The sequence below is a fragment of the Actinoplanes sp. M2I2 genome (assembly GCF_023544445.1).
GTDB lineage: Bacteria > Actinomycetota > Actinomycetes > Mycobacteriales > Micromonosporaceae > Actinoplanes.
In genome coordinates this window covers 107,948-132,422 of sequence record NZ_JALPVJ010000020.1, presented here as the reverse complement: position 1 = coordinate 132,422, position 24,475 = coordinate 107,948, and the positions used below count along the sequence as shown (strand labels likewise).

The 24,475-nt window shown below is 71.8% G+C and carries 28 protein-coding genes; 14 read left to right on the top strand and 14 right to left on the bottom strand.

The window, feature by feature from the left end; all coding sequences use genetic code 11:
* Positions 1–218 precede the first annotated feature (218 nt).
* From HJC40_RS34560 to HJC40_RS34550, 3 genes are all read left to right on the top strand, one after another.
* A complete protein-coding gene (locus tag HJC40_RS34560) occupies positions 219–1,682 on the top strand; it encodes a protein adenylyltransferase SelO (RefSeq protein ID WP_250007624.1) in 1,464 nt (487 codons plus the stop codon).
* A 194-nt stretch (positions 1,683–1,876) separates the two neighbouring features.
* On the top strand, positions 1,877–2,236 hold the full coding sequence (locus tag HJC40_RS34555; RefSeq protein ID WP_250007623.1) for a hypothetical protein: 360 nt from the start codon (positions 1,877–1,879) through the stop codon (positions 2,234–2,236).
* A gap of 78 nt (positions 2,237–2,314) precedes the next feature.
* Positions 2,315–2,920, top strand: a complete 606-nt coding sequence (locus tag HJC40_RS34550) for a dihydrofolate reductase family protein (RefSeq protein WP_250007622.1) — start codon at positions 2,315–2,317, stop codon at positions 2,918–2,920.
* Positions 2,921–2,941: 21 nt separating this feature from the next.
* On the opposite strand, the gene HJC40_RS34545 is transcribed toward HJC40_RS34550, so the two are convergent.
* Positions 2,942–3,709, bottom strand: a complete 768-nt coding sequence (locus HJC40_RS34545) for an SDR family NAD(P)-dependent oxidoreductase (protein WP_250007621.1) — start codon at positions 3,707–3,709, stop codon at positions 2,942–2,944.
* A gap of 90 nt (positions 3,710–3,799) precedes the next feature.
* Positions 3,800–4,420, bottom strand: coding sequence for an NAD(P)H-dependent oxidoreductase (locus HJC40_RS34540; protein ID WP_250007620.1), 621 nt, complete (start codon positions 4,418–4,420; stop codon positions 3,800–3,802).
* Between the two features lie 142 nt (positions 4,421–4,562).
* On the opposite strand from HJC40_RS34540, the gene HJC40_RS34535 reads away from it, so the two are divergent.
* On the top strand, positions 4,563–5,444 hold the full coding sequence (locus HJC40_RS34535) for a helix-turn-helix domain-containing protein (RefSeq protein ID WP_250007618.1): 882 nt from the start codon (positions 4,563–4,565) through the stop codon (positions 5,442–5,444).
* On the opposite strand, the gene HJC40_RS34530 is transcribed toward HJC40_RS34535, so the two are convergent.
* The 4 genes from HJC40_RS34530 to HJC40_RS34510 all read right to left on the bottom strand — a co-directional run bounded on the left by HJC40_RS34530 (position 5,428) and on the right by HJC40_RS34510 (position 8,928).
* Positions 5,428–5,583, bottom strand: coding sequence for a hypothetical protein (locus HJC40_RS34530; protein ID WP_250007617.1), 156 nt, complete (start codon positions 5,581–5,583; stop codon positions 5,428–5,430). The genes HJC40_RS34535 and HJC40_RS34530 overlap by 17 nt on opposite strands.
* 58 nt (positions 5,584–5,641) lie before the next feature.
* Positions 5,642–7,771: an MMPL family transporter gene (locus HJC40_RS45740; protein ID WP_284044129.1), complete on the bottom strand. Its 2,130-nt coding sequence runs from the start codon at positions 7,769–7,771 to the stop codon at positions 5,642–5,644.
* 87 nt (positions 7,772–7,858) lie between these two features.
* Positions 7,859–8,674 carry a DUF2625 family protein gene (locus HJC40_RS34515; RefSeq protein ID WP_250007616.1) on the bottom strand — a complete coding sequence of 272 codons (816 nt, stop codon included), beginning with the start codon at positions 8,672–8,674 and terminating at the stop codon, positions 7,859–7,861.
* Positions 8,675–8,733: 59 nt separating this feature from the next.
* Positions 8,734–8,928 (bottom strand): DUF1345 domain-containing protein, encoded by a 195-nt coding sequence (locus HJC40_RS34510; RefSeq protein WP_250007615.1) that lies wholly within the window; start codon positions 8,926–8,928, stop codon positions 8,734–8,736.
* 184 nt (positions 8,929–9,112) lie between these two features.
* Here HJC40_RS34510 and HJC40_RS34505 point away from each other — a divergent pair, with 184 nt between their 5' ends.
* The gene (locus HJC40_RS34505) at positions 9,113–9,691 is read left to right on the top strand and encodes a sigma-70 family RNA polymerase sigma factor (RefSeq protein WP_250007614.1); all 579 of its coding nucleotides are present in this window, start codon (positions 9,113–9,115) and stop codon (positions 9,689–9,691) included.
* A gap of 32 nt (positions 9,692–9,723) precedes the next feature.
* Here HJC40_RS34505 and HJC40_RS34500 read toward each other — a convergent pair whose 3' ends face one another.
* On the bottom strand, positions 9,724–10,401 hold the full coding sequence (locus tag HJC40_RS34500; RefSeq protein ID WP_250007613.1) for a GntR family transcriptional regulator: 678 nt from the start codon (positions 10,399–10,401) through the stop codon (positions 9,724–9,726).
* Positions 10,402–10,486: 85 nt separating this feature from the next.
* Entirely contained in the window at positions 10,487–11,593 is a 1,107-nt protein-coding gene (locus HJC40_RS34495; protein WP_250007611.1) for an FAD-dependent monooxygenase, read from the bottom strand.
* 159 nt (positions 11,594–11,752) lie between these two features.
* Between HJC40_RS34495 and HJC40_RS34490 the strand changes: the two genes are divergently transcribed.
* The 5 genes from HJC40_RS34490 to HJC40_RS34470 all read left to right on the top strand — a co-directional run bounded on the left by HJC40_RS34490 (position 11,753) and on the right by HJC40_RS34470 (position 16,775).
* Positions 11,753–12,247 carry a nuclear transport factor 2 family protein gene (locus tag HJC40_RS34490; protein WP_250007610.1) on the top strand — a complete coding sequence of 165 codons (495 nt, stop codon included), beginning with the start codon at positions 11,753–11,755 and terminating at the stop codon, positions 12,245–12,247.
* Between the two features lie 33 nt (positions 12,248–12,280).
* Complete coding sequence (locus tag HJC40_RS34485) at positions 12,281–13,180, top strand: hypothetical protein (protein WP_250007609.1); 900 nt, start codon at positions 12,281–12,283, stop codon at positions 13,178–13,180.
* Between the two features lie 140 nt (positions 13,181–13,320).
* Positions 13,321–13,989, top strand: a complete 669-nt coding sequence (locus HJC40_RS34480) for a response regulator transcription factor (protein WP_250007608.1) — start codon at positions 13,321–13,323, stop codon at positions 13,987–13,989.
* A complete protein-coding gene (locus HJC40_RS34475) occupies positions 13,986–15,788 on the top strand; it encodes a sensor histidine kinase (protein ID WP_250007607.1) in 1,803 nt (600 codons plus the stop codon). The genes HJC40_RS34480 and HJC40_RS34475 overlap by 4 nt, the downstream gene beginning before the upstream one ends.
* Positions 15,789–15,839: 51 nt before the next feature.
* Positions 15,840–16,775: a helix-turn-helix domain-containing protein gene (locus tag HJC40_RS34470; RefSeq protein WP_250007606.1), complete on the top strand. Its 936-nt coding sequence runs from the start codon at positions 15,840–15,842 to the stop codon at positions 16,773–16,775.
* 54 nt (positions 16,776–16,829) lie between these two features.
* On the opposite strand, the gene HJC40_RS34465 is transcribed toward HJC40_RS34470, so the two are convergent.
* Positions 16,830–17,579, bottom strand: a complete 750-nt coding sequence (locus HJC40_RS34465; RefSeq protein WP_250007605.1) for an SDR family NAD(P)-dependent oxidoreductase — start codon at positions 17,577–17,579, stop codon at positions 16,830–16,832.
* 236 nt (positions 17,580–17,815) lie between these two features.
* Between HJC40_RS34465 and HJC40_RS34460 the strand changes: the two genes are divergently transcribed.
* Positions 17,816–18,271, top strand: a complete 456-nt coding sequence (locus tag HJC40_RS34460) for an Imm1 family immunity protein (RefSeq protein WP_250007604.1) — start codon at positions 17,816–17,818, stop codon at positions 18,269–18,271.
* 16 nt (positions 18,272–18,287) lie between these two features.
* Here the strand turns inward: HJC40_RS34460 and HJC40_RS34455 are convergent, their stop codons facing one another.
* Together HJC40_RS34455 and HJC40_RS34450 are read right to left on the bottom strand one after the other, a co-directional pair.
* Positions 18,288–19,187: a pyridoxal-phosphate dependent enzyme gene (locus HJC40_RS34455; RefSeq protein WP_250007603.1), complete on the bottom strand. Its 900-nt coding sequence runs from the start codon at positions 19,185–19,187 to the stop codon at positions 18,288–18,290.
* On the bottom strand, positions 19,184–19,687 hold the full coding sequence (locus HJC40_RS34450; RefSeq protein WP_250007602.1) for a MarR family transcriptional regulator: 504 nt from the start codon (positions 19,685–19,687) through the stop codon (positions 19,184–19,186). The genes HJC40_RS34455 and HJC40_RS34450 overlap by 4 nt, the downstream gene beginning before the upstream one ends.
* A 110-nt stretch (positions 19,688–19,797) precedes the next feature.
* Between HJC40_RS34450 and HJC40_RS34445 the strand changes: the two genes are divergently transcribed.
* Both HJC40_RS34445 and HJC40_RS34440 read left to right on the top strand, forming a co-directional pair.
* The gene (locus tag HJC40_RS34445; protein WP_250007601.1) at positions 19,798–20,502 is read left to right on the top strand and encodes a hypothetical protein; all 705 of its coding nucleotides are present in this window, start codon (positions 19,798–19,800) and stop codon (positions 20,500–20,502) included.
* Positions 20,499–21,377: an SDR family NAD(P)-dependent oxidoreductase gene (locus HJC40_RS34440; RefSeq protein ID WP_250007600.1), complete on the top strand. Its 879-nt coding sequence runs from the start codon at positions 20,499–20,501 to the stop codon at positions 21,375–21,377. The genes HJC40_RS34445 and HJC40_RS34440 overlap by 4 nt, the downstream gene beginning before the upstream one ends.
* A gap of 78 nt (positions 21,378–21,455) precedes the next feature.
* On the opposite strand, the gene HJC40_RS34435 is transcribed toward HJC40_RS34440, so the two are convergent.
* Positions 21,456–22,880 carry an NAD(P)/FAD-dependent oxidoreductase gene (locus tag HJC40_RS34435; RefSeq protein ID WP_250007599.1) on the bottom strand — a complete coding sequence of 475 codons (1,425 nt, stop codon included), beginning with the start codon at positions 22,878–22,880 and terminating at the stop codon, positions 21,456–21,458.
* Between the two features lies 1 nt (position 22,881).
* Positions 22,882–23,442, bottom strand: coding sequence for a hypothetical protein (locus tag HJC40_RS34430; protein WP_250007598.1), 561 nt, complete (start codon positions 23,440–23,442; stop codon positions 22,882–22,884).
* A 157-nt stretch (positions 23,443–23,599) separates the two neighbouring features.
* Here HJC40_RS34430 and HJC40_RS34425 point away from each other — a divergent pair, with 157 nt between their 5' ends.
* Entirely contained in the window at positions 23,600–23,794 is a 195-nt protein-coding gene (locus HJC40_RS34425; protein ID WP_250007597.1) for a hypothetical protein, read from the top strand.
* 29 nt (positions 23,795–23,823) lie between these two features.
* Here HJC40_RS34425 and HJC40_RS34420 read toward each other — a convergent pair whose 3' ends face one another.
* Entirely contained in the window at positions 23,824–24,474 is a 651-nt protein-coding gene (locus HJC40_RS34420) for a helix-turn-helix domain-containing protein (RefSeq protein WP_250007596.1), read from the bottom strand.
* Between the last annotated feature and the right edge of the window lies 1 nt (position 24,475).

Below are 24,475 nucleotides of genomic sequence, written 5' to 3'. Positions count from 1 at the left end.
GAACAACAGATCAGCCACGAGAGGACTCCTAGACGAGGGGTACTTGACCTTCGACCGAAGTGAAGCGCGGAACCGGCGGCCCGACGCCGGTGTTGACGCGATGACTACGAGCCCCCCGGCTTTTTTGACGCGTTCTTGACGCCGCCGGCTGGGCGGCCCGCCGGGGACGGACTTGTCGACGGAGCTTTGACACGGGCCGGGGTGGGTAGCCTCGACGGGTGACTGTGACCCCGCTGTCCGCCGTCGTCCTGGACAATCGTTTCGCCCGTGAGCTGCCGGAGATGGCGATCGCCCGGCCGGCCGAGCCCGCACCGGACCCTCGGCTGCTCGTGCTCGACGAGGCGCTGGCCGCCGAGCTGGGCCTGGACGCCGCCTGGCTGCGCAGCCCCGAAGGCCTGGGACTGCTGGTCGGCACCACTGTCCCGGCCGGCGCCACCCCGGTGGCCCAGGCCTACTCCGGTCATCAGTTCGGCGGGTTCAGCCCGCGGCTCGGTGACGGGCGCGCGCTGCTGCTCGGCGAGCTGGTCGACGCCGACGGCCACGTCCGCGACCTGCACCTCAAGGGCTCCGGGCGCACGCCCTTCGCCCGGGGCGGCGACGGGCTGGCCGCGGTCGGCCCGATGCTGCGCGAGTACATCGTCAGCAACGCGATGCACGCCCTCGGCATCCCCACCACACGGTCGCTGGCTGTGGTGGCGACCGGACGCACGGTGTACCGCGAGACCGCCCTGCCCGGAGCGGTGCTGGCCCGGGTCGCCGCGAGCCATCTTCGCGTCGGCAGCTTCCAGTACGCCCGGGTCACGGGCGACGCCGACCTGCTGCGCCGCCTGGCCGACCACGCGATCGCCCGGCACCACCCGCAGGCCGCGCCGGCCGACCAGCCGTACCTGGCCCTGCTCGAGGCGGTGATCGCCGCCCAGGCGTCGCTGATCGCCCGGTGGATGCTCGTCGGTTTCGTGCACGGGGTGATGAACACCGACAACATGACGATCTCGGGCGAGACCATCGACTACGGGCCGTGCGCGTTCCTGGAGGCCTTCGACCCGGCGACGGTCTACAGCTCGATCGACCACGGCGGACGCTATGCCTACGGCAACCAGCCGGTGGTGGCCGAGTGGAACCTGGCCCGGCTGGCCGAGGCCATGCTGCCCCTGCTGCACGACGACGAGGACGAGGCCGTCGCGCTCGCCTCGCGGGCTCTGGGCGGGTTCCGCCCGCAATACCAGGCGGCCTGGTCGGCCGGCATGCGAGCCAAGCTCGGCCTGCCCGACGGCGCCGACCAGGCGGTCGTCGCGCCGCTGGTCGACGAGTTGCTCGCCCTGCTGCAAGCCGGCCACGTCGACCACACCTCGTTCTTCCGTACGCTCGCCGACGCCGGGCGCGGCGACCCGGGGCCCGTGCGCCGCCTGTTCGCCGACCCCGCGGCGATCGACGAGTGGGTGGCGCGCTGGCGGCCCCTGGAGCCCGACGCCGACGCGATGGACCGGGTCAACCCGCTCTACATCCCGCGCAACCACCTCGTCGAGGAGGCCCTGTCGGCCGCCACCGACGGCGACCTCGCCCCGCTCGAAGAGCTGCTGCGGGCCGTGACCGAGCCGTACGAGGAGCGGCCCGGCCTCGAGCGGTACGCCGCCGCGGCGCCACCCGACTTCGGCGCCTACCGGACCTTCTGCGGCACCTGAGCCGCCGGTTCCCGCGCGTTGTCACCACCCCGGGGCGGTCCCCCGCAGGCGGCACGACGAGGATGTACCCAGCGGCGCGGAGATCCGCCCGCTCACCCGCGGCCGGGGCGACGCCCGCCACGATCGGCGCCACCATCCAGCGGCTACGCTGTGTCATCGGCTGTGTCATCAGCTGTGGAGGGAACGAGTTACAGATGATCACCGTGCAGGAGTTCGCCCGTCGGCTCAGCACCCTCGGGGCCGAGACGTACACCGACAGCGACGTCGTCGATCTGGCCACGGACGCCGACGTACGCCTGAATTCCGACCTCGGGGTCGATGCCGGTCTGGCCCAGCGCCTGCTGGATCACCTCGCGCCCGCGTCGCCGGTCACCGGGCCGGAGATCGTGGCCACGGAGTGGCCACCGCCGACCTCCAGCCACCCGGCGGCGCCGCCCGTGGTGTTCTCCAGCCCCGGCGCCGTCGACAACAACGAGGACCCGCCGGGCCGGCCGCGCAGCGCCGGGCGGGGGCGCCCCGGTCGCCGGCCCGACTCCCGGCGGTCCGGGCGGTAGAACGGAAGCGGCTGCGGCGCCCGCCCTGCTATCGTCCGCGCGACTGCTTGTGAAGTGCAACCGCTCGGGAGGCTGACGGTGCCGGACACCACCTGCCACATGTCGATCTCGCTGGACGGTTTCGCCGCCGGGCCGGATCAGAGCCGGGACGAGCCGCTCGGCCTGCGGGGCCGCGAGGTGCACGGCTGGCACATCGGCGACCCGCGAGCCACCGAGGCCGACAAGGTCGCGGCCGGGTGGCTCATGCGCCCGCGCGGGGCGTATGTGATGGGCCGCAACATGTTCGGCCCGATCCGCGGGGAGTGGGACGAGGACTGGACCGGGTGGTGGGGTCCCGAGCCGCCGTACCACGCGCCGGTGTTCGTGCTGACCCATCACGCCCACGACCCGATCCCGATGGAGGGCGGCACGACCTTCCACTTCGTCACCGGCGGCTTCGACGCGGCCTACGCCGCGGCTCGCCAGGCCGCCGGGGACCAGGGCGTGGACATCGCCGGTGGGGCCTCGACCGTCCGGCAGGCGCTGGTCGCCGACGTGATCGACGAGCTCACCCTCGACATCGCACCGGTGCTGCTCGGCTCGGGTGAGCGCCTCTTCGACGGGGTCGCGTCCTTCGGCTTCGAACCGGTCGAGGTGCTGCACTCCCCGCTGGCCACCCACATCCGCTACCGCCGCGCCGGCTGACGCCGGCCGCCGGCGGTGGGCTCAGATGGTGGCGCCGGTCAGCCGGGCGCACAGCGCGAGCAGCGCGTCCTGCCGGGCCGGGTCCTTCTCGGCCGGGCCCGGTCGCCAGGCGCGCTCGGTGTCGTAGGAGTCCGGCGGCACGGCGTCCGCGGTCGCCAGCCGGGCCAGGCGCTCGCCCGCGTGGGCCGGACCCAGCGGCGCGCTGTCGCCGTTGCGCAGGGTCATCTGGGTCGCCACCCAGCCCGGGTCGTAGGCCAGACTGTCCACCCCCGGCCGGCGGCGGCCCACACCCAGGGCCAGCAGGATCAGATGCAACTTCGTGTTCTGGTACGCCTGCCAGCCGTTGAACGGCTGCCGGTCGTAATTCGGGTCGTCGACGTCCAGCACCCCGGTGCCGGCCAGCGCCGACGACACGAAGACCAGCCGCCGGGCATCGGGCAGCAGGGCCGTCACCAGGTACGCCGAGAGGGTGTTGACCTGGAACATGAGCTCGTTGCCGTCGACCGTGAGCTGCCGCTCCGTGTCGTGTTTGAGGCCGAGGCCGGCGTTGAGCACGACCGTGTCGTACGGGCCGAACTTCTGGGCCTCCGCCGCCATCTCCCGGGTCTCCGAAAGGGAGGCGAGGTCGGCGATCACCACGCCCGCCGCTCGGGGCGCCGCCGCGAGCGCGTCGGCGGCCCGCTGCTCGTTACGCGCGTGCAGCACCACCTCGTGGCCCTGCTCCCCCAGAGCGACCGCCGCGGCCAGCCCGATGCCCGTGGACGAGCCGGTGATCAGTACCTTGGCCATGGACCTGCCTCTCTCGAAATCCGGTCACACCCTAGCGCCTGTCTCGTGGTGGGCGGCCGAGCCCTCAGCGATCGGCGTCACTGCTCGCGATCACGACGACTGCGCGGAACCGTCCAGGGCCGCGAGCTGCTTGTCCAGGTGGGTGGCGTAGTCCTCGATGCCCGCGGCGACGTCGGTGGTGTCGCGGAAGACGTCGTACAGCCCGTAGTTCTCGAGAAGGGTGTAGCCGACGAATTTGTAGTTGGTGCTGACACTCAGCAACAGGTCGTCCACGCTCTTGCCCTCGAACAGCACGCTGTCGCCGTTGCTGAAGGTGCTCGCGGGCGCGGTCCAGGTGGCCGCGGTGAAAAAGCCCCGGCCGTGCATGTGGCCGCCCGTACCGTACTGACGGGCCGGGTCCGAGCGGGTGCGCCCGTCGTTGTCGAGCAGCTTCTTGCTGTGCAGGCCGGCGTTGAACACCTCGTCGACGTAACGCTTGTAGATCCACGGGGGCCCGAACCAGTTGATCGGGGTCTGCAGGATCACCAGCTTGGCCTCGAGGTGCCGCCGGACCTCGAGCTCCGGGTCGTAGGAGTCCTCGATCTTGGTGACGGTGACCTCGTGCCCGCGGTCGGCGAGATGGGAGACGGCCTTCTCGGCCATCGCTTTGTTGAGGGTGCCTTCCGACCAGTTGGGGTAGGTCAGATGCGCGTTCAGGAGATGGACTTTCATGGGGCTCGTGCCCTCCGTACCGAGGAAGATGCTCGCTGGCCCACCCCACTGTTCGCGCGCGCCGCGGTGTCAGGGAGTCCCGGGCTACAGGGTCACTGCCGGTACCCCTCTCCCGGGCCGGCGCCGCCGTACATTCGAGAGCATGGACAGCAAGAACGAGATCCGCGAGTTCCTGGTCTCGCGCCGCGGACGCCTCACGCCGCAGCAGGCCGGCCTGCCCGATTTCGGCGGCCGCCGCCGGGTGGCCGGGCTGCGCCGCGAGGAGGTCGCGCTGCTCGCCGGGATCAGCGTGGAGTACTACGTTCGTCTCGAGCGCGGCAACGCGACCGGGGTCTCCGAGGCGATCCTCGAGGGCATCGGCCGGGCCCTGCGGCTGGACGACGCGGAACTCGCCCACCTCTTCGACCTGGTCCGGGTGGCCAACGACGGGGCCCGCCCCCGCCGCCGGCGGGGTCCGGACCGCTCCGAGACGGTCCGGCCCATCGTGCGGCAGCTCCTCGACGGCATGCGCGACGTGCCGGCCTTCGTCCAGAACGGCCGCCTCGACATCGTCGCCACCAACCGTCTCGCGGCGGCCGTGCTGTCACCGGTGTACGAGCAGCCGCAACGACCGGCGAACTTCGCGCGGTTCGTGTTCCTCGACCCCCGGGCGGAGACGTTCTACCGGAACTGGGCGGAGGTCGCCGCGCAGATCGTCGCGCTGTTGCGCGCCGAGGCCGGACGAGCCCCGTACGACCGTCTCCTGACCGGCCTCGTCGGTGAGCTCTCCACCCGCAGCGAGGACTTCCGGCAGCTCTGGGCCGCCCACGACGTCCGCGACCATCGCGCCGACATCCGGAGCGTGCGCCACCCCGTCGTCGGCGATCTCGAGCTCGGCTGCGAGGGCATGGAGCTCACCAACGACCGCGGCCTCATCCTGGTCGCCTACGCGGCCGCCGACCAGCCTTCCGAGGACGGCTTGCGCCTGCTCGCGAGCTGGTCGGCCGCGGGCGCCGCGACCCCGCAGGTCAATCCTGCTCGGTGACGGCCTGGTCGGGGGTGGTGGCGTCGTCGTCGGTGCCCTCGTTGTTCTCCTGCTCGTCCTCGGAGCCCGCGGCCAGCGCGGGATCGTTGCGCACGAGGTCGGCAGCCTGGTCGTGGGAAAGGGCGTCATGGTCGGTCATGCCTGGTAGCTACCCCGCCCATAGCGATCGGAACCCGGGCCGCCGGCGCCACTCCTGATCAAGCCACCGGAACCCCGGGCGCCGGGAGGGTGGTGGACGCGCCGGGCCGCCACCAGTTCCAGCGGCCCAGCAGCGACATCGTGGCCGGGAGGAGCAGGCCCCGCACCACCGTGACGTCGAGCAGGACGGCCACGGCCATCCCGACGCCGATCTCCTTCACCGCGACCAGCTCGCCGAGGACGAAGCCGAGGAAGACCACGCCGATCGCCAGGGCGGCCGTGGTGACCACCGGGCCGGTGGCGGTGATCCCGGCCAGCACCGCACGGTCGCCGGCGGCGCGGTCGGTGACCGTACGGCGGTCCCACTCCTCCTTGATCCGGGCCAGCAGGAAGACCTCGTAGTCCATCGAGAGGCCGAAGGCGAAGACAAACAGCAGCAGCGGGGTGGTCAGGTCGAGCGCGCCCCACGGTTCGAAGCCCAGCACACTCGCGCCCCAGCCCCACTGGAAGATCGCGACCAGCACCCCCAGGGTGGCGGCCAGCGTCAGCAGGTTCAGGGCGATGGCCTTGACCGGTACGACGACGGACCGCGTGAGGGCGAACAGCAGCGCCCCGGTGGCCACGACGATGATGAGCAGGGCGAGAGGCAGGCGATCGGCCACCGAGCGTTTCGCGTCGAGGAGTTCCGCCGCGGGCCCGGCCACCAGCACGGGGGCGGGCGCGTCGAGGGCCCGCAGGCTCGCCACCAGACGCTGGGCCTGCTCACCGTCGGCGGCCCCGCTCGGCACCACGTCGGCGACGCTCACCCCGGGCGGCAGGTCGGTGCGGGCGTACAGGTCGGACACTCCCGGCAGGCGTCGTACGGTGTCGAACAGCTCCTGGACGACGGGGCCGGCCGGGTCGGCCTCGACCACGATGGTCACCGGCTGTTTCGGGGGGTCGGCGAACTCGTTCTGCACCACCTCGTACGTCTGCCGGGCCTCGCTGGACCGGGGCAGCGCGCGGACGTCGGAGTTGGCGAACTCCACGAAGAACAGCGGAGCGCTCAGCACCAGCAGTCCGGCGGTCGCCGTCAGCGCCACCAGGCCCGGCCGGCGTTGAGCGAACGCGGCCAGACGGGCCAGGACGCCCGGGCCTCGCTCCCGGGCCGGGCCCCGCCCCGGCCGGCGCCACCCGCCGGTCGCCGGGATGCGGCGGTGGGCGATCGCGATCAACGCCGGGACCAGGGTCAGGCCGGTCGCCGTGGTCAGGGCGACGACCAGCGCGCCGCCCATCGCCATCGCGGACAGCAGCGGGTCCCCGAAGGCGAACAGGCCCACCAGGGCGGCGGTGACCGCCGAGCCGGACACCAGCACCGCGCGACCGGCGGTGGCCACCGTCCGGGACAGGAGCTCGGCCAGCGGCGCGCGCGGGTCGGCGGTCCGCTCCTCCCGGAACCGGGCGATCATCAGAAGGCTGTAGTCGACCGCCAGCCCGATGCCGAGCAGGGTGACCACGTTGACCGCGTAGTCGCTGACCGGCAGGAAGCGGGCCAGCCCGGTCAGCGCCAGCAGCGTGGCGGTGACCGCGCCCAGGGCGGCCGCCAGCGGCAGCAGCCCGGCCACCAGACCGCCCAGCACCAGGATCAGCAGGATTCCCACACAGACCAGGGCGACGGACTCACCGACGGCCGCGTCCCGGACGGCCTGGTCGCCGAACTCCCGCTCGGCGATCAGCTCCCCGCCGATCAGGATCTCGGGGGCGTCGATGCGCCGCAGGGCCGCGCCGACCCGGTCGGCGACCCGCAGCGCCTCGTCGTCGCTCAGGCCCGGCTTGAGCTCGACCGTGACCAGCGAGCTGCGGTTGTCCCGGGAGATCGTCCGCGACCCCGTGGTGTAGGAGTCCTCGACCTCGGCCACCCCGGGCAGGTCGCGGATCTCGAAGGCGATCCGGGTGACGCTGGTGACCAGGTCGGTGGCTCCGACATCGCGTCCGGAGATGACGGCGACCAGTCGCTCGCCCTCGGGCGACAGCGCGTCCAGACGGTCCTGCGCGACGGTGGCCGGCGCTCCGGCGGGCAGGGTGTCGATCACCTGCGTACGGTCGTAGACGCTGCCACCGAACACGGCGCCGGCCAACGCGACCAGCACCCACCCGGCAACGACGATGAGACGCCGGACGTAAACCGTACGACCTAGCGCAGCGAGCATGACGGCCTCCCGACCGGCGCCGGAGAGACAGCCGCGGCACATGCAATCACCGCGGGCGACGTCACGCAACTCCCGGCCGGTGCCCGCTCACCCCGGTATCAGGCCGGCCGGATAACGGCCCAGAGCGCCGTCGAGCCGCCGCCCTCGTCGCTGGGCGGCGACGCAGTGCTCATCGAGGAGGTCGGCCATGGCAACCACCGTCCGGGTGCCGTGGCCATCGGCAACCGCCGACTCCCCCAGCGCCGGCGACACGGCGATGCCCTGATCGGCCCGCAGGGCCAGCACGTCGTCACGCCAGCCGGGCCAGAGCAGACCCTCGTAGAAGCGCGGGAGATCGCCGGACACGCACCAGGCCAGCCACTCGCTGTGCGACATCCGCATCCTCGTCCAGCTCACCGTGGCCGGGTCGAAATAGATCACCTCACCCGGTACGCCCGGCCGGCCCGCCCCCGGCCGCAGACCGTTGAGCAGGTACACGCCCCCGAGCACGTCGTGGGCCACGATGAGCCCCTGCGTCGGCGTCCAGGTGCGATCGAGGGGAACCGGGAAGCCGTTGACCTGCCCGATGCTGGGCAGGGCCAGAGCCGGGCACGGCGAACCACCGAAGATGCGGAGCCAGCCGTCGTACAGCAGGATCCCTCCGCTGTTCAGTGCGATGGCGCCCAGCGGCGATCGGGCCCCGACCTGAAGCTGGAGCAGGCTGGCCAGCGACGTCTCGTGGTCGGCGGGAAGGATCCGCGGCGCGGCGAAACTCCGCGACAGGGCGTCGGCCAGAGCCGGCCAGGTTCCGTCGTCCTCGACGAGCTCCAGATCATGCACCGGCGTACTCGTCCGGCGCAGCCCCGCGATCGCGGTCGCCTCGACCTCCGACGTGCGCCCGACAGCCGAAATCGCGTGTCCCATACCCGACCTGACGGCGCCCGGTACGGCAAAGTTCACTGTCCGTCGCGTGCTCGTACGGCTCAGCCGGAGATGACGCTGACCGCGATACCGATGGTCACGGTGTTGTAGATGAACGACAGGATCGAGTGCGAGAGGATCTGCCGGCGAATACCGGAGCCCTGCGTCTCCACGTCGGACACCGAGAAGGTGGTGCCCAGCGTGAACGAGAAGTAACTGAATTCGACGAACGTCGGCTCCTCCGCGCCGCGCCGCACGCTCTTGTGATCGAGCGAATTTCCGGGAACAATTCCCGGAAGGACATGAGCGCCGCCACAAAAGCATGTTCCATCGCCGGGGAATCGAATCCACATCGGCGTCACTAGCGATTAAGTAGGATTACACACCTACCCCTTTACGCTTTTTCCGAAGCTGCCGGAAATTGCTACGGGGATGAGTTCGATGACCACCGCGACCAGCGTGATAGACCGCCACACCGCCGCATCCGAGCGGACCGCCTTCGGCGAGAAGTCCCGGGCCTGCCGGGCCGAGAAGCAGATGCGGGAGATCCACCACAACAACGGCGGGGCGCTGCTGCACTTCCTGCGCAGCCTGGTCTCCTCGAGCGCCGCACACACCGCCGAGGATCTCGTCCAGGAAACCATGCTCCGCGCCTGGCGCAACCTCGACGCCGTACCCCTGGAACCGGAGTCCCAGCGGCGCTGGCTGTTCACCGTCGCCCGCCGCCTGGCCATCGACGCCTACCGCAAACGACAGTCGCGGCCCACCGAGGTCAGCCTCATCGACACCGAACCCGCCGCCCACGACGGCCAGGCCGCCGAGACGGTCATCGCCAAGCTCACCCTGCGACACGCCGTCGGCGAACTCAGCCCCGCCCACCGCTCGGTCCTGCAGGAGCTCTACGTCGAAGGCCACACCCTCGACGAGACCGCCACCCGCCTCGGCGTCCCCGTCGGCACCGTCAAGTCCCGGGCCCACTACGCCATGCGGCAACTGCGCAACGCCCTGCTGGGCAGCTGAGAACCGCCACACCCAGCCAAGGCGCGATCGGCCTACCCGGGCGTCTCGTCGTTCCCCTCGAGGTCGAACACCTCGGTCAGGCTCAGCCAGTTGTCCCGGGCCGCGGCCGACGCGCCCTCCCCATCGCCCGCCTCGCACAAGGTGATGATCCGGTCGTGCAACGCCACCGACGCACGACCGTTGAGCGACGAGAAACGCAGCCGCTCCAACCGCCGCAACACCGGCGTGTACTGCTCGATCACCGCACGCAACACAGGATTGGCCGACGCCCGCACCGCGACACCATGAAAATCGTCGTCCGAGGCGATCGCCGCATCGACGTCATCAGCCCGCAGAGCCGCCGCGAAACGGGCGTTGGCCTCCCGCATGGCGTCCAGCTCGACCACCGACAAGTGCGGCACAGCCTCCCGCACAGCCAGCTCGTGCATCGCGGCCGTCACGGTCTGGGCCGATCGCGCGACGCGGGCGTCCAGCGGGCTGACGATCGTGTAGCGGCCGGGTTTGGTCTGCACCAGCCCGGACTCCTCCAGGCGGGTCAGCGCCTCCCGGACGGGAGTGCGGCTCACGCCCAGCCACTGCGCCAGCTCGGCGTCGTTGAGCCTCTCCCCCGGCGCCAGGGTGCCGTCGACGATGGCATCCCGGATCGACCGGTAGGCGTTCTCCCGCAGGAGAGATCGGGAGATGACTCCTACACGCTCGGGGATCGGCATGCAACATATTACACACCGCATCGCGACCAGACGTCAAACGAGACAAGCCGCACCCGCCCGCGACCGGTGCGGCGAGCTCGACGTCTCACGGCCGGGTCAGCAGGTCCTTGTGGTTGGCGCGGAAGATCTCCTTGGCGAAGTGCCGGAACACGACCCGGCGGACCACGGCCGGCAGGTGCCGGGCGCGGTCCCGCCGGTGATTCTGGTCGAGCACGAAGCGCAGGCGATCGGCCCGGCGCAGGCGGTAGGCCGCCAGTGAGGCCGGAACATCGGCCCGGTGGCGCGCGCCGGCCAGCTTGTCGGCCAGCACGATCGCGTCCTCGACGGCCATCGCACTGCCCTGGGACATGCTCGGGGAGCAGGCATGCCCCGCGTCACCGATCAGGGCGACGTGCGGATGCGCGCCCTCGAAGGCATCCACTTCGAAGAACGGGGCGAAGTGCGCGTCGTCGGCGTACGCAAGCAGGTCGGACGCCGGCGACCCGAAGCCGGCGAACATCGCCCGCCAGTCCCCGGCCGGTCGCCGGGGATCGGCGCTGTCCATGGCGGCGGAGCAGTACGCCAGCCCGCGCCCGACCGGCACGGACAGGAAGGTCCGGCCCTTGTCGCCCAGCATCACCGTCCAGGTGTCCGCGGCCAGAGATGCCGAGGGGGCCAGGAACCGCCAGCACACCTGGCCCAGGAACCGCGGCTGGGCTTCCGGGAACGCCTGGTTCCGGACCGCCGAGTGCAGGCCGTCGGCCCCGATCACCACGTCGTAGCGGGTCGACGTGCCGTCGCCGAACGTCACTGTGCCGTCCTGGGTCACCTCCCGGACGCCGGTCGCGAACCTGACCTGCGACTCCCCGACGGCGTCCAGCAGCAGGCTGTGCAGATCCGTGCGGCGCATCGCGACACAGTGGCCGGCCTCACCCCAGATCGTGCTGACCGGGAACTCGGCCAGCAGACGGCCACGCTCATCCTTGAGCTGCTGCCGGAGAACCGGCTGGGAACGCTCGGCGAGCCGGCCGGACAGACCCAGGTCACGCAGCGCCCGCACCGCGTTGCCGGGCAGATAGAGGCCGGCCCCGGTGATTCTGGGGGCCGGATCCCGCTCGACCAGGTCGGCGTCGATGCCGCGCAGGCTCAGGGCCCGCTTGGCAGCCAGTCCGGCGATCCCGGCGCCGGCGATGAGAACTCTCAGTGCTGTCATCAGTCTCTCCCCTGCCGTGGCGTCCGCCCGGCTCAGGGAGATCGACGGACGCCCGGCCGGCGGGTTCGAGAGACCGGCGATGTTGTGGCGCAGCCCGCACCGCTGCACCGTCAACGTTTCGTCGGCGGACTGTGGGCGCCCGGATGGTGATCTGGGGTCATGACCGAAACCATGAACGACGTTCTGCCCGAGGCGAGCCTGCTCGACCGCGCGGCCATCGCCGACACCCTGCACCGCTACGCCGCGGGACTCGACCTCGGCGACGACGAACTCCTGGCCTCCTCGCTCACCGAGGACGCCGTGGTCGACCTCGGTCCGGCCATGCGCCGCATCGGCTACGACTTCCCGCCGCTGAGCCCGCGGGAGACGGCCGTCACCGTCCTGATCGGCGCGGTCGGCCCGCTGGACAGCAGCCACTCGATCACCAACATCCGGATCGCGCTCGACGGCGATGACGCCACCGTGTACGCGTACGCCCAGGCGCAGCACTACAAGCCGGGCGTGGGTTCGGATCCGGCGGTGACCCGGCACGCGCTGATGATGAACCGCTACACCGCCGAGATGGTGCGTGACGGTCGGCAATGGCGCATCCGGCACCTCGACATCAGCAACGCCTGGTTCGAAGGGGATGCCACCATGCTGCTCGGCGAGTGACGTGGCGCATTGTTCTTAAGCTGGTTGCCCCCCATGAGTTTGTCGCGCCTTGTCCTGCTCGGATCCACCGTGGCCGCCGCCACCGTCGCCGCGGGCGGGGTGTCGCTCACGGCCTTCGCCGGGACCGGGACGACCGCTGCCGCCGCCGAGTTCAGTGAGCCGGGTGACGTCGTCGGCAAGGTGACCGTCGGCTGTCAGGGATGGTTCACCGCGGCCGGCGACGGCGGGCCGCTGAAGGGTTGGTGGCACTACGGTCAGGGCAACGCGGCCGAGCCGGTCGTCGGCATCTGGGGGTTCGGCTTCAACGACGCCAACCACCCGTGGACCGTGGCCGCCTGCCTCGACGTGATCACCTGGTTCCAGGCTCAGGGCGTCTATGTCATGTTCGCGATCGTCGACGCGGGCGGCGGCCTCGTGGCCCTCCGGTCCACCCGCACCGGCAAGTACGTCTGCGCGGAACAGGCCGGGGCGGCGCCGCTGACCGCCGACCACGACACGGTCGGCGGCTGGGACGTCCTCAGCGCCGGTCAGTCCCGTACGGTCACCGGCCGCCGGGAGGGGGCGAGCATCAACGCGACACTGGCGATGGTGACGACGGCGAACAACCCGACCAGCGCCTGCAGAGCCGCGGGCACGTCGACGAAGAAGGCCGGCAGCGCGGTGACCACGGAGATGATCCGGGCGCCGGCCGCGACCCGGACAGCGCCGCGGCGGCCGGTGCGCCAGGCCATCACCACGGCGATCACCGTGATCACACCGAGCACCGCGTCGATCAGCAGGATGGCGTACGGCGGGCCGTCCTGGCCGTCCGGGGTCGGCTGGAACGGTGCGCTGACATCGAGCAGTCCGAGCAGGAAGGCGATGATCAGTCCGGCCTTGTTGAGCCTGGTGAGCTGCATGGGTGACACTCCCGAGTCGGACGAGCACCGCTGATCGGCGCCGGTGGGTCGAGTCTGCGGGCGGGTCGCCTCCCGCCGAATCGGTCCACCGACCTGCCGGGCCGGGACTCCTCCCGGCCCCACCCGGGAAGATAGTCCTGGGCCGGCGCCGGGTGCAGCCCTCATCATGGACGCATGACGCCGCCGGACGGTCCGATCACCGTGGTCCTCGTGGACGACCACCCGGTGGTCCGCGGCGGCCTGCGGGCGCTGATCGAGTCGTTCGAGGGCTTCGCGGTGGTGGGCGAGGCCGCCGACGGCGAGCAGGCCGTCCGCGAGGTGCTCCTGCACCGGCCGGATGCGGTGATCATGGATGTGATGATGCCGCGGGTGGACGGTGTGGAGGCCACCCGGCGCATCGTCCGGGCCTGCCCCACGGCGGCCGTCCTGGTGCTGTCCATGGCCGAGGACGACGACGTGGTGTTCAGCGCCATGCAGGCCGGCGCCCGCGGTTACCTGCTCAAGGGGGCCGCGCAGGAGGAGATCGACCGGGCCCTGAAGGCGGTCGTGGCCGGTGAGGCGATCTTCGGTCCCGGCGTGGCGGCCCGGGTCCTGGGCGTGTTCTCCCGCGGGACGGCCGACCGCACGGAGCCGTTCCCCGAGCTCACCCCGCGCGAGCGCGACGTGCTCGAACTGGTGGCGCAGGGCCGGCGGAACGCGGCCGTCGGGCAATCGCTCGGGCTCGCCCCCAAGACCGTGGCCAACCATCTGTCGTCGATCTTCGCCAAGCTGCAGGTCACCGATCGTTCGGCGGCCATCGTCCGGGCCCGCGACGGCGGCCTGGGCCGGGGCCGCCCGGCATGACCCGGGTGGTGTGGACCGGGTGGCTTCCGCTCGGTGCCGGTCTGGCCCTGCTCGCCGGCGCGGTCCTGGTCCTGTTCACGGTCCGGCGCCGGGTCTGGCCGGCCCACGCCGTCCCGGTACGGCAGCTGAGCCTGCTGCTGGCCGCCGGGCTGGCCGGTCTGCTGTCCGTCCTGCTGCGACTCACGACGGGCCCCGGCGCCGGGCCGGACCGGTTGTGGGCGCTGAGCCTCGTCGTGCTTCTCCCGCTGGCGCTCGTGCTCTACCCCGATGACCGGCCGCCCGCCGGGCTCGGCTGGACAGCGGTGGCCGTGGTGGGCCTGTCCGGTGGCCTGGCGCTCGTCTACCCGGAGATGTTCGCCCGGAGCGGGCTGAGCGAGCTGGTGGCGTACCTGCTGCTGCTGGCCGCGCAGTGGTGGCGCTACGAGCACACCGGCAGCCGCGAACGGCGGGCCCTGCAATGGCTGGCGCTCGGCACGGTTCCGGGGCCGCTGCTCGCCGTCATCGCGAGCTTCGCCATCCCGTACGAGCCCCTGGCCGTTCTCTGTCTCGTCGTCTGGATCGTTGCGCTCGGGTGCCTCGGCATCGGCCTGGCCGCGCCGGACGTGCGCGATGTCCGCTCCATCATGCTCAACGTCAGCGTCCACTCGATCACCGTGCTTCTCGTGGTCAGCGTTTTCGCGGCTGTGCTGGCGCTGACCGAGACGGTCGCCGGGAGACCGGTCACGCTGGCGCCGGGCACGCTCGGGCTCGTCGCGGCCGCGTGCGCCCTGGGATATGCGCCCTTCGCCCGGCTCTTCCGGCAGGTCATCGAGCTCCTGCTGTTCGGCGCCCGCAGCGATCCGATGCGGGCCGCGTCCCGCATCGGGGAACGGCTCGGCGACGACCCGGTGCCCGCCCTGCGCTCTCTGCGCGAGTCGCTGGCTCTGCCGTACGCGGCCCTGCTCGACGAGTGCGGCCGGCCGGTCGCGGTCAGCGGGCGCCCGCCGGAGTCGGTCGTGCGGTGTGACCTGGTCGCCGGGGACGACACGCTGGGTGCACTCGAGATCGGGCTGCGACCGGATCAGGCGCTGCGACCCGGCGACCACCAGGTCGTGGCCGTCCTGGCGCCGGCTCTCACCCAGCTCATGCAGGCGCGCCGGCTGCGCACCGAGCTGCAGGCGTCCCGCGCCGTCGTGGTCTCGGCGATCGAGGAGGAGCGCCGGCGGCTGCGCCGCGACCTGCACGACGGCATCGGCCCCCGGCTGACCGGGGTGGCCTACGCCGCCGACGCCGCCCGCAACCTCGTGCACCGGGATCCCGCGCGCGCCGCCGAGCTGCTCTCGGGCGTACGGGCCGAGGCCGGGGAGGCGATCGTCGAGGTGCGCCGGTTGGTCGAGGGCCTGCGGCCACCCAGCCTCGACCAGGTCGGGCTGGAACGGACCATCCGTCAGCAGGCCCAGCATCTGCTCGACTCGGACGGCCACCCGATGACCGTCGACGTGCGGGTCACGGCGCCGCTGCCCGGGTTGCCGGCCGCGGTGGAAGTGACGGCGTACCGCATCGTCGTCGAAGCGTTGACCAACGCCGCCCGGCACTCCCGCGGCCGGCAGGCGACGGTCACCCTGGGACTGCAGGAGTCGGCCCTCGCCGTCGAGGTCCGGGACGACGGGCCGGGCAACGGGCCGGGCACCGGGCCGTGGATCCCCGGGTGCGGGCTGACGTCGATGCGCGAGCGGGCGGAGATGCTCGGCGGCACCCTCACCGCCGACCCCGGCGACGCCGGCGGAGTGGTCAGTGCCCGGCTGCCGCTGACCGCCTGACCCCCGGCCCGAGAGCGGATGGAGCCACCGCGCCGCGGCTACACTCGCCAGGTGAGCTCCCCCGACCGTGGCGTCGCGATCCATTCCGCCAGCGGGTGGGACGAGATGTTCAAAGACCTGCACGGCGCGAGCCGGATCCGGACGGACGCCCCGGACAACCGGTTTACGGGCCGGCTGAGCTGGCACCGCTCCACCGGTTACAGCCTGGCGCACTGCTCGGACGGCGCCCAGCAGGTCGATCGGCAGCGCGGTCACATCCGCCGGGACCCCCGGGGCGCCTTCGAGCTCGTCGTCCCGCTCAGCGGGAGCGCGTGGGTACAGCAGGGATCCGCAGCCAGTGAGATCCAGCCCGGCCAGATGGCCCTGTGCGACGTCGACCAGCCGTACGCCTTCGCGCACCGGGCCGACTTCACGTCGATCGCGTTCATCATGCCGGAGGACGGCCTCGTCGGCGGGACCGGCTGGTCGCGCGAGCCCCGCGTCTTCGACGGCACGACCGGGCTCGGCCGCCTCATCCGGCAGGCCGTGACCACGGTGCAGGAGGAGAAGGACCACTTCTCCGATGCGATGTTCGCCGCCACGGGCGAGCGGCTGGTCGATCTGATCCGGCTGGCGTCCGAGGGCGAGACGTCGGCGGCGCCGCCCGAGCGCCGGGCCCTGGTCGAGGCCGACATCCGGCGGTACGTCCGGCGTCACGCGGGTGACCGGGATCTCGGGGTGGCGACCATCGCCCGCGAGCTGGGCTGGTCGGCCCGCTACGTGCAGCAGGTGTTGCAGGCGTCCGGCACGACACCCCGTGACCTCATCCGCGAGGAGCGGCTGCGTCTGGCCCGGGTCCGGCTGAGCAGCGTCGACTGGGCGCCGTACTCGATCGGGCAGATCGCCGGCTCGTGCGGTTTCGGCAGCCACGCCGCGTTCAGCACCGCCTTCCGCCAGGAGTTCACGATCACCCCCCGGGAAGCGCGCCAGGGCGTGCCCGGCAGCTGAGCCCGGCGTCCCGGCCACCGCGACGGGAAGTCCCGGTGGCCGAGCGCGAGCGCATCAGGCGTTCCAGCCGCCGTCGACGGTGATGTCGACTCCGGTGACGTAGGAGGCCTCCGGGCCGGCCAGGAAGGCCACGGCCGCCGCCACCTCGGCGGGCTTGGCGTACCGGTGGAGCGGGGCGAGACCGAGCAGCCGCCGGCCGAGATCGCTGTCCTCGGGAATGCCCATGTCCGTCTCGGCGAAGGCGGACACGACCGTGTTGACGGTGATCCTCCGCGGGGCGAGCTCGTGCGCCCACGACCGGCCGTAGATGCTCAGCGCCGCCTTGGTGGCGGCGTAGTCGCCGAAGCCGGCCATGAACGCCCGCTGCGCCGCGATGGTGCCCATGCTGATGACGCGGCCACCGTCGGGCATGTGGGCCACCGCCTCCGTGGTGGTCGCCACCACTCCGTGCACATTCACCGCCCAGAGCCGGTCGTTCTGTTCCGGCGTCAATGAGCCCATCGGACCGCCCAGGAAGATCCCGGCGCTGTTGACCAGAATGTCGATGCGGCCGAATTGCCCGACCACCTGCGCGACCAGATTCTTCACGTCGTTCCGGTTCCCCTGGTCGGCGCGGACAGCCATCGCGGAAACGCCGAGACCCTCCAATTCCCGGACGACTTCTTTCGCCCTGTCGGCGGACTTCTCGTACGCGATGGCGACGTCCGCTCCGGCCTCGGCCAGGCGCCGGGCCGACGCCGCCCCGAGCCCGCGGCTCCCCCCGGTGACCAGCGCGACCTTGCCCTGCAGATTCTCCACAGCCATGAAGTGCTCCTCCCACAATTGCCGGCTTGACGTCGCCAACAATGCCGCCGCGGCCCGGCCCGGCCTTTCGGGTGGACGCACAAGGTTTGTCCGTAGGCGCACCCGGGTGAGTGCGCCCTGGAGCAACAACTCTGCGCCGGCGCGAAAGCCGGACGGCCGGTGGCGAACGAGCATGGACACCACGGGGTGACCCGTTGCGGACAACAGTGATGCGGACGAAAGAACAGGGTGCAGCGATGACACGATCCGATACGGCGCCATCCGGTTTCCTCGCGCGATGGGGCACCGAGCAGACCGGAACAGCCCGGATGAGCGTCCGGAACAGCGAGCAGCTGCGCCGGCTGGTCGAGAGCGTGGAGCTCGATGCTTCTTTCGCCGGCGCGCTGTGCGAGGTCGACCTGCTGGCCGAGCGGCCGACCTCCGGGCTCCCGCTGATGGTGCAGTTCCTGGTCGGCCATCCCACCGTCTCCTACGTCATCGTTCACGACGACGGAGTCGCTCACATCGCACGCCTGAAGGACGACGACGCGGTCGAGGTGACGCTGCGCTACGAGCGTACGAGTGGGGTCCGGACGTTCGGCCCGGAGACGTCGACCGTGCCGGCCGCTCTGGTCGTCGAGATCGTGCAGGCCCTCTGTCGCACCGGGAAGGGCCCCGACTATGTGCGCTGGGAGGAGCTGCCGATGGATTGACCGGCGGGTCGTACCCTCAGATCTGCGGGTGACCGAACAGGCCGGGCAGCCCTCCGCTGTGCAGGAACACCACCCGATCGCCGTGCGTGAAGGTGCCTTCCAGCAGCGCCGCCATCGCCCGGCCGGTGTAGGTCGGGTCCAGGAAGACCCCTTCGTCGCGGGCCGTCGTCGTCAGCGCCGCCCGCACCGCCTCGGTGAGGGTGCTGTAGCCCGCGCCGACCTGCGAACCGTCGATACGCAACGCGGCCGGGTCGGCGTCGTCGCCGAGCAGCCCGGCGACAGTCGCACGAGGGTCGGGCACGGCGCCGCAGTCCACCCCGATCACCCGCGCCGGTCCCAGCTCACGGACCAGCCCGGCCATCGTCCCGCCGGACCCGAGGGCCACCACCACGTCGACGTCGCCGACGCCCGGCACCTGGGCACGGAGCTCCCGGCCGCACTCGACATAACCCTGGATCGAAACGGGTGAGGAGCCGCCGAAGGGGATGACGTAGGCCGAGCGCTTCTCCGCCTCGGCGGCCACCACGGCCTCGAGCGGGCTGTCGCCGGCCCAGACGATCTCCGCACCGGCCAGCTCGTCGAGCACCAGGTTCCCCCGCCGCTCAGGCACCGGCCGGCCTCCCAGCACCAGCACACACGCGAGCCCGAGCCGGGCCGCCGCGGCGGCGGTCAGCCGGGCGTGGTTGCTCTGCGGAGCCCCCGAGGTGACCACCGTGGCCGCTCCCGAAGCGAGGGCCTGGGCACAGGTGTATCGCAGCTTGCGGATCTTGTTGCCGCCACCGCCGAGCCCGAGCAGGTCGTCGCGCTTGAACCACAGCTGGGCCAGCCCCAGGCGGGCGGCGAGCCGGGGGGCCTCCTCCAGCGGGGTGGGCCAGGTGCCGAGGTCCACCGGATCGATCATGGGCGGGCGAGTCATGCGGTCCCCTGGTGAGAAGCGGTGGGCCTGGTCTGGATCACCGTAGACGGCGTCGTTCCCGAAGGCGCCATCGCTCTCGTCAGCAGGGTGTGCAGGCGGCGCTGTTCGGCGGGGGTGAGCCCGGCCAGGGGTGTACGGGTGGTGGCCGCGTCCACCAGCCGGTCGCGGGCCTCGCGACCCTGATCGGTCAGCTCGAGCACCTTGGTGCGCCGATCGCCGGGGGCCGCGGTGCGTTTCGCGTACGACAGCTGTTGCAACCGGTCGGCCAGGAACGTCACGGTCGACGGGTCGCAGCGCAGCCGGACGGCCATCTGCCGCATCGACGGGGCGGGGGCGGCCGGATCGAGCTGCCACAGCGCGTCGGCCAGCGCGTGAGTCAGTTTGAGCTCGGTCAGCACGTCCGCGATGGCGGCGTTGGTCGCGCCGTCCATGGCGTGCACCAGCCGCAGCAGCTGATAGGTCAACGACTCGCCGTCCATCCGCTCACCATACTTGGACACTCCAAAACTTGACGACTCCAACCTTCTGCTCCCACACTGTCGATACTTGGACACTCCAAGCAAGTGAACGGAGGCGGCAGACTGTGCGACACCTCAGGATGCGCGACCGGGTGCGCAGGCGGGTACTGACGACTGCGCTGAAGCGGTTCGACAATGGCGAGAACATCCGCCGGGCCGCCACCCTCGATCCGCACCAGGCCACGGCCGGCCAGGGAAATGGGCCGTATCACGTGCCCGGCTCCCCGATGCGGCGGGACATCCGGGAAGGCCGCCCCGGAGCCCCCCTCCTGCTCCGCCTCCGCGTCGTCGAAGCCGGCACGCTGTCCGCGCTGACCGGGGCAACCGTCGAGGTCTGGCACTGCGACGCCGACGGCATCTACTCCGGCTACCAGCGCTACGGCGCCGACAAGTTCCCGGCTCTGGTGTCCTTGAGCCTGCGGCGCTTCCGGCCCACCGACGCCGCGATGTTTCTGCGCGGACAGCAGGTCACCGACCCGGCCGGGTTCGTCGAGTTCCAGACCATCGTGCCGGGCTGGTACACCCCGCGCACCATCCACATCCACGTCCGGGTCAGCCTGGGCGCGACGTCCCTGCTCGGTACGGAACTGTATTTCCCCGACGACTTCACCGCGCGGATCCAGTCGGCGCCGCCGTATGCCGGACGCGGCCGGAGCCCGTTCGTGAATGCCCACGACATCGAGATCCGCCTGGCCAAGGGATCCCCCGGCAGCTGGCCGGTCATCCGGCCGGCCACGGAAGGCCACCGGGCCGACGTCACCCTCCAAGTCCGGCGCCGAGATGGGGTACAGCCATGAGCAGGAGAACCGCGGTCATCACCGGTGCGGCCGGGGGCCTGGGCCAGGCCATCGCTCGACGGCTCCTGGCCGACGGATTCGACATCGTTGCGGTGACGCGCAACGCGCGCAGCGCCGCGGCCACCAGGGAAACCCTCGTGGCCGGGGCGCACGGCCATGCGGTGCACGCCCTGCATGCCGACCTCGTCGATCGCGACGCCGTCCGGGCCCTCGCCGCACAGTTGCGCGACACCGTCGGGCAGGTCGACGTGCTCGTCAACAACGCCGGCGCCGCCTTCGCCGGCTACGGCGAGACCACCGACGGGATGGAGCTGACCCACGCCCTCAACCACCTGACGCCGTTCCACCTCACCCACCTGGCGCTGGACAACGGTCTTCTCGCGCCGGACGCGCGGATCATCAACATATCGAGTGGTCTCATGGCCCGGGGACGGCTCGACCGCGGCGAACCGGACGTCACCGGCATCTCCTGGCGGCATCGTTACTCGCAGATCACCGTGTACGGCACGGCCAAGCTCGCCAACCTGCTGGCCACCACAGCTCTGGCCGACCGGCTTCCCGGGGGCATGAGCGCCTACAGCGCCGATCCGGGCGTCATCAGAACGGGGTTCCACACCAAGGCCGGCGGCCTGGTCAAGCTGGCCTCCTCGCTCGGCGCCATCATGGCCCAGCCGCCCGCCAAGGCGGCCCACACCCCGGCCCTTCTCGCCATGGCCGGGACGTCACCCACGCCGAACGGTGGCTACTTCGCCAAGGGCGCGGCCACAACACCGCCGAAGACCGCCCTCGATGCCGACCTGGCCACTCTCGTCTACGAACGAACGGCCCGCGCGCTCGGCCTAGCCGCCCGCCCGGCGACCGCTCCGCGCCGGTAACCCCGGAACGCCCGGCGTCCACTCCGCGCGCCGCCGACCGAGGCCGGTGACCCGCGGAGCGGACGTCGGGCGGTGCCGTCAGCGGCCGTACGCCTCCAGCAGGCGCAGCCAGACCTCGCTGACCGTGGGGAAGGAGGGCACGGCGTGCCACAGCCGGTCCAGCGGGACTTCGCCGACGACCGCGATCGTCGCCGCGTGGAGCAGCTCCCCCACGTCCGGGCCGACCAGCGTGAAGCCGACGACGACCCGCCGATCCTCGTCGACCACCATCCGCGCCTGGCCCTGGAAGCCCTCGGCGTGCAGCACGGACCCCGACACCGCGCCCAGGTCGTGGTCGACCACCCGCGTCCGCAACCCGGCCGCCTGCGCCGCGGCCGCGGTCAGGCCCACCGACGCGACCTCCGGGTCGGTGAACACCACCTGCGGCACGGCGGACCCGTCGGCCGTCGCCGCGTGCCGGCCCCACCGGCCGTCCTCCACCTTTTCGCCCTTGGCCCGGGCCACGATCACGTCGCCCACCGCGCGCGCCTGGTACTTGCCCTGATGCGTCAGCAGCGCCCGCCGGTTCACGTCGCCCGCGGCGTACAGCCAGTCGTGCCCGCCGTCGACGACGCGCAACGTCTCGTCGACCGTCAGCCAGCCGCCCACCGGCAGACCGATGCTGTCCAGGCCGATGTCCCGGGTGTTCGGCGTACGGCCGATCGCGACCAGGACCTCGTCGGCCTCGACCTGCTCGCCGTCGGCCAGCGCGATCCGCACGGTCCCGGTGTCGTCGCGCCGCACCGAGGTGGTCCGGGCGTCCAGGCGTACCGAGACACCGGCTTTCCGCAACGACTCGGCGACCAGCTCCCCGGCGAACGGCTCGGCCTCAGCCAGCAGGCCGCGCCGGGCCAGCACCGTCACCTCGGACCCCAGAGCGGAATACGCGGTCGCCATCTCGGTCGCCACCACACCGCCGCCGATGATCGCCAGCCGGCCCGGGACCGACGGGGCCGCCGCCGCCTCACGGCTCGTCCACGGCGACGCCTCGCGCAGACCCGCGATGTCCGGGAGCAACGCGCTGCTGCCGGTGGCCACGACCACGGCGTGCCGGGCCGTCACCGTCACGGTCGCCCCGTCGTCACCGGTCACCTCGACGACCCGGTCGGCGGCGATCCGCCCCTGACCCCGGTGCAGGGCGATCCCGGCCGACTCGAGCCAGGACACCTGCCCGTCGTCCTTCCACTGCGACGCGAAGGAATCCCGCCGCGCCAGCACCGCCGCCACGTCCAGCCCGCCGGTCACCGCCTCCCGGGCGCCGGGCACCTGACGAGCCGCCCGCAACGCCGACGCGCTGCGCAGCAACGCCTTGGTCGGCATGCACGCCCAGTACGAGCACTCCCCGCCGACCAGTTCCCGCTCGACGACCGCGACCGTCAGGCCGCCCCGCACGACCCGGTCGGCCACGTTCTCTCCCACCGGACCGGCGCCGATCACCACAACGTCGTATGTCAGGTCGCTCATGTCAGTTGCCCTTCGCGCTACGGCCGAGACGGAACGCCGCGATGAGGAAGAAGATGGCGCCGGGGATGGCGTAGCCGGCCGCGTTGGTCAGCGCCGGGTTGTCCGCGCCGGCGGCGGCGATGAACGAACCACCGGCGAGCACGGAGATGCCACCACTGATGATCATCGGCCATTGGCCGCCCATCGTGCGGCGGGTGACGCCGACGATCAGCTGGACCAGACCGGCGACGATCGCCCAGGCGCCCCACACCCGCAGCATCGCCGGGATGCCCGACGCGGCCGCGGCCCCCAGCCCGATGGCCGCGAGCAGGCTGACGGCGATGTTCACGTACAGCAGGGTGGGCGACCCGGCGGACCGCGACGAGCGCAGGTCGTAGATCGCCGCCCCCACGTCGAACAGCGGATACAGCACGAACAGGACCACCGTGAGCGGGCCGATCTCCTTCGCGGTGGCGATCGTCACCAGCGCCCACACGATGGCGAACGCCGCTCGGACGAAGTACAACCGCCGCAGCGCGGACGCGGTCTGGGAGATGCCGGGCGAGACAGCAACAGTGGTCACGGTGAACCCTTCAGGAATTTGGTAGATGGAACGTTCTGTTGCTAGCCAGCATGGCGACCGGCCCTCGCTCTTGTCAATACCGAACGTTCTATCCGCTAGGGCGTGACCATGGAAAGCGACGACGCGAGCCGCTGGCCGCCGATGGTTCTCGGACACCGTGAGGGACCTTCTGACCCGCATCCGGGCCACCCGGGCCGACCCCGCCACCCAGCACTTCGTGATGATGCGCGACGGCGCCATGGCCGCCGGCTGCCTGTTCGACCCGGCCCTGGTCCGCGAGACCTTCCCGCACGGAGTCGACGATCTGCTGCGCGCCCACGCCGACCCGGGCCCCACCCACGCCTGGCCTTGACCCCAGACTTGGTATACGTGACGACGGGCTCAGGGCCGGCTGGTGGCATGGAGGGCGCCCAGCAGAATGAGCGCGTCGGCACTCCGGCTCCCGCTGTCGGCCTGATAGATCACCAGGATCTGACCCGGCGCTCCGCGTACGTCGAAGGACTGGGAGACGAGCGCGAGCGGCCCGACATCCGGGTGGAGGAGCTCGGTGGCCTCCTGGGTCTTGCCGTAGACGGCGTGCGACGACCACAACGCGGCAAAGGCGTCGCTCTCCTCACTCAGCGAACGCACCAGCTCCCGCAGCCGGGGATACTCCGGGTCGAGGCCGTGAGCATGGCGGAGCCCGGCCACGACCGACTCGGCGAAGCGCTCCCAGCGAACGAAGAACCGCCGGGCCGCCAAGTCCAGGAACGTCATCCGGGCCAGGTTGTCCACCGCCCCGAAGGGAGAGAACAACGCCTCGGCCAGAGCGTTGAGCCCGACGAAATCCTTGGCCGGGTTGAGGACGAACGCCGGGGCGCCCGCATGCTCCAGTCGGGCGTAATAGTCGCTGTTCATGCCGGCCAGCACGGCGACCTCCTCGCGCCGCAACCCGGTCACCCGCCGCCGGTCGTACGAGGGCAGGCCGACGTCACCGGGACGCAGCCGGGAACGGTGCGCCCGGAGGAACTCGCCCAGGTCGTTGCCGGTCATC

Coding starts and splice junctions, on each gene's coding strand:
- HJC40_RS34555 (WP_250007623.1), top strand. CDS start 1,877: ATGATCACCGTGCAGGAGTTCGCCCGTCGGCTCAGCACCCTCGGGGCC.
- HJC40_RS34545 (WP_250007621.1), bottom strand. CDS start 3,709: ATGGCCAAGGTACTGATCACCGGCTCGTCCACGGGCATCGGGCTGGCC.
- HJC40_RS34540 (WP_250007620.1), bottom strand. CDS start 4,420: ATGAAAGTCCATCTCCTGAACGCGCATCTGACCTACCCCAACTGGTCG.
- HJC40_RS34535 (WP_250007618.1), top strand. CDS start 4,563: ATGGACAGCAAGAACGAGATCCGCGAGTTCCTGGTCTCGCGCCGCGGA.
- HJC40_RS34530 (WP_250007617.1), bottom strand. CDS start 5,583: ATGACCGACCATGACGCCCTTTCCCACGACCAGGCTGCCGACCTCGTG.
- HJC40_RS45740 (WP_284044129.1), bottom strand. CDS start 7,771: ATGCTCGCTGCGCTAGGTCGTACGGTTTACGTCCGGCGTCTCATCGTC.
- HJC40_RS34515 (WP_250007616.1), bottom strand. CDS start 8,674: ATGGGACACGCGATTTCGGCTGTCGGGCGCACGTCGGAGGTCGAGGCG.
- HJC40_RS34505 (WP_250007614.1), top strand. CDS start 9,113: ATGACCACCGCGACCAGCGTGATAGACCGCCACACCGCCGCATCCGAG.
- HJC40_RS34500 (WP_250007613.1), bottom strand. CDS start 10,401: ATGCCGATCCCCGAGCGTGTAGGAGTCATCTCCCGATCTCTCCTGCGG.
- HJC40_RS34495 (WP_250007611.1), bottom strand. CDS start 11,593: ATGACAGCACTGAGAGTTCTCATCGCCGGCGCCGGGATCGCCGGACTG.
- HJC40_RS34490 (WP_250007610.1), top strand. CDS start 11,753: ATGACCGAAACCATGAACGACGTTCTGCCCGAGGCGAGCCTGCTCGAC.
- HJC40_RS34485 (WP_250007609.1), top strand. CDS start 12,281: ATGAGTTTGTCGCGCCTTGTCCTGCTCGGATCCACCGTGGCCGCCGCC.
- HJC40_RS34480 (WP_250007608.1), top strand. CDS start 13,321: ATGACGCCGCCGGACGGTCCGATCACCGTGGTCCTCGTGGACGACCAC.
- HJC40_RS34475 (WP_250007607.1), top strand. CDS start 13,986: ATGACCCGGGTGGTGTGGACCGGGTGGCTTCCGCTCGGTGCCGGTCTG.
- HJC40_RS34465 (WP_250007605.1), bottom strand. CDS start 17,579: ATGGCTGTGGAGAATCTGCAGGGCAAGGTCGCGCTGGTCACCGGGGGG.
- HJC40_RS34460 (WP_250007604.1), top strand. CDS start 17,816: ATGACACGATCCGATACGGCGCCATCCGGTTTCCTCGCGCGATGGGGC.
- HJC40_RS34455 (WP_250007603.1), bottom strand. CDS start 19,187: ATGACTCGCCCGCCCATGATCGATCCGGTGGACCTCGGCACCTGGCCC.
- HJC40_RS34440 (WP_250007600.1), top strand. CDS start 20,499: ATGAGCAGGAGAACCGCGGTCATCACCGGTGCGGCCGGGGGCCTGGGC.
- HJC40_RS34435 (WP_250007599.1), bottom strand. CDS start 22,880: ATGAGCGACCTGACATACGACGTTGTGGTGATCGGCGCCGGTCCGGTG.
- HJC40_RS34420 (WP_250007596.1), bottom strand. CDS start 24,474: ATGACCGGCAACGACCTGGGCGAGTTCCTCCGGGCGCACCGTTCCCGG.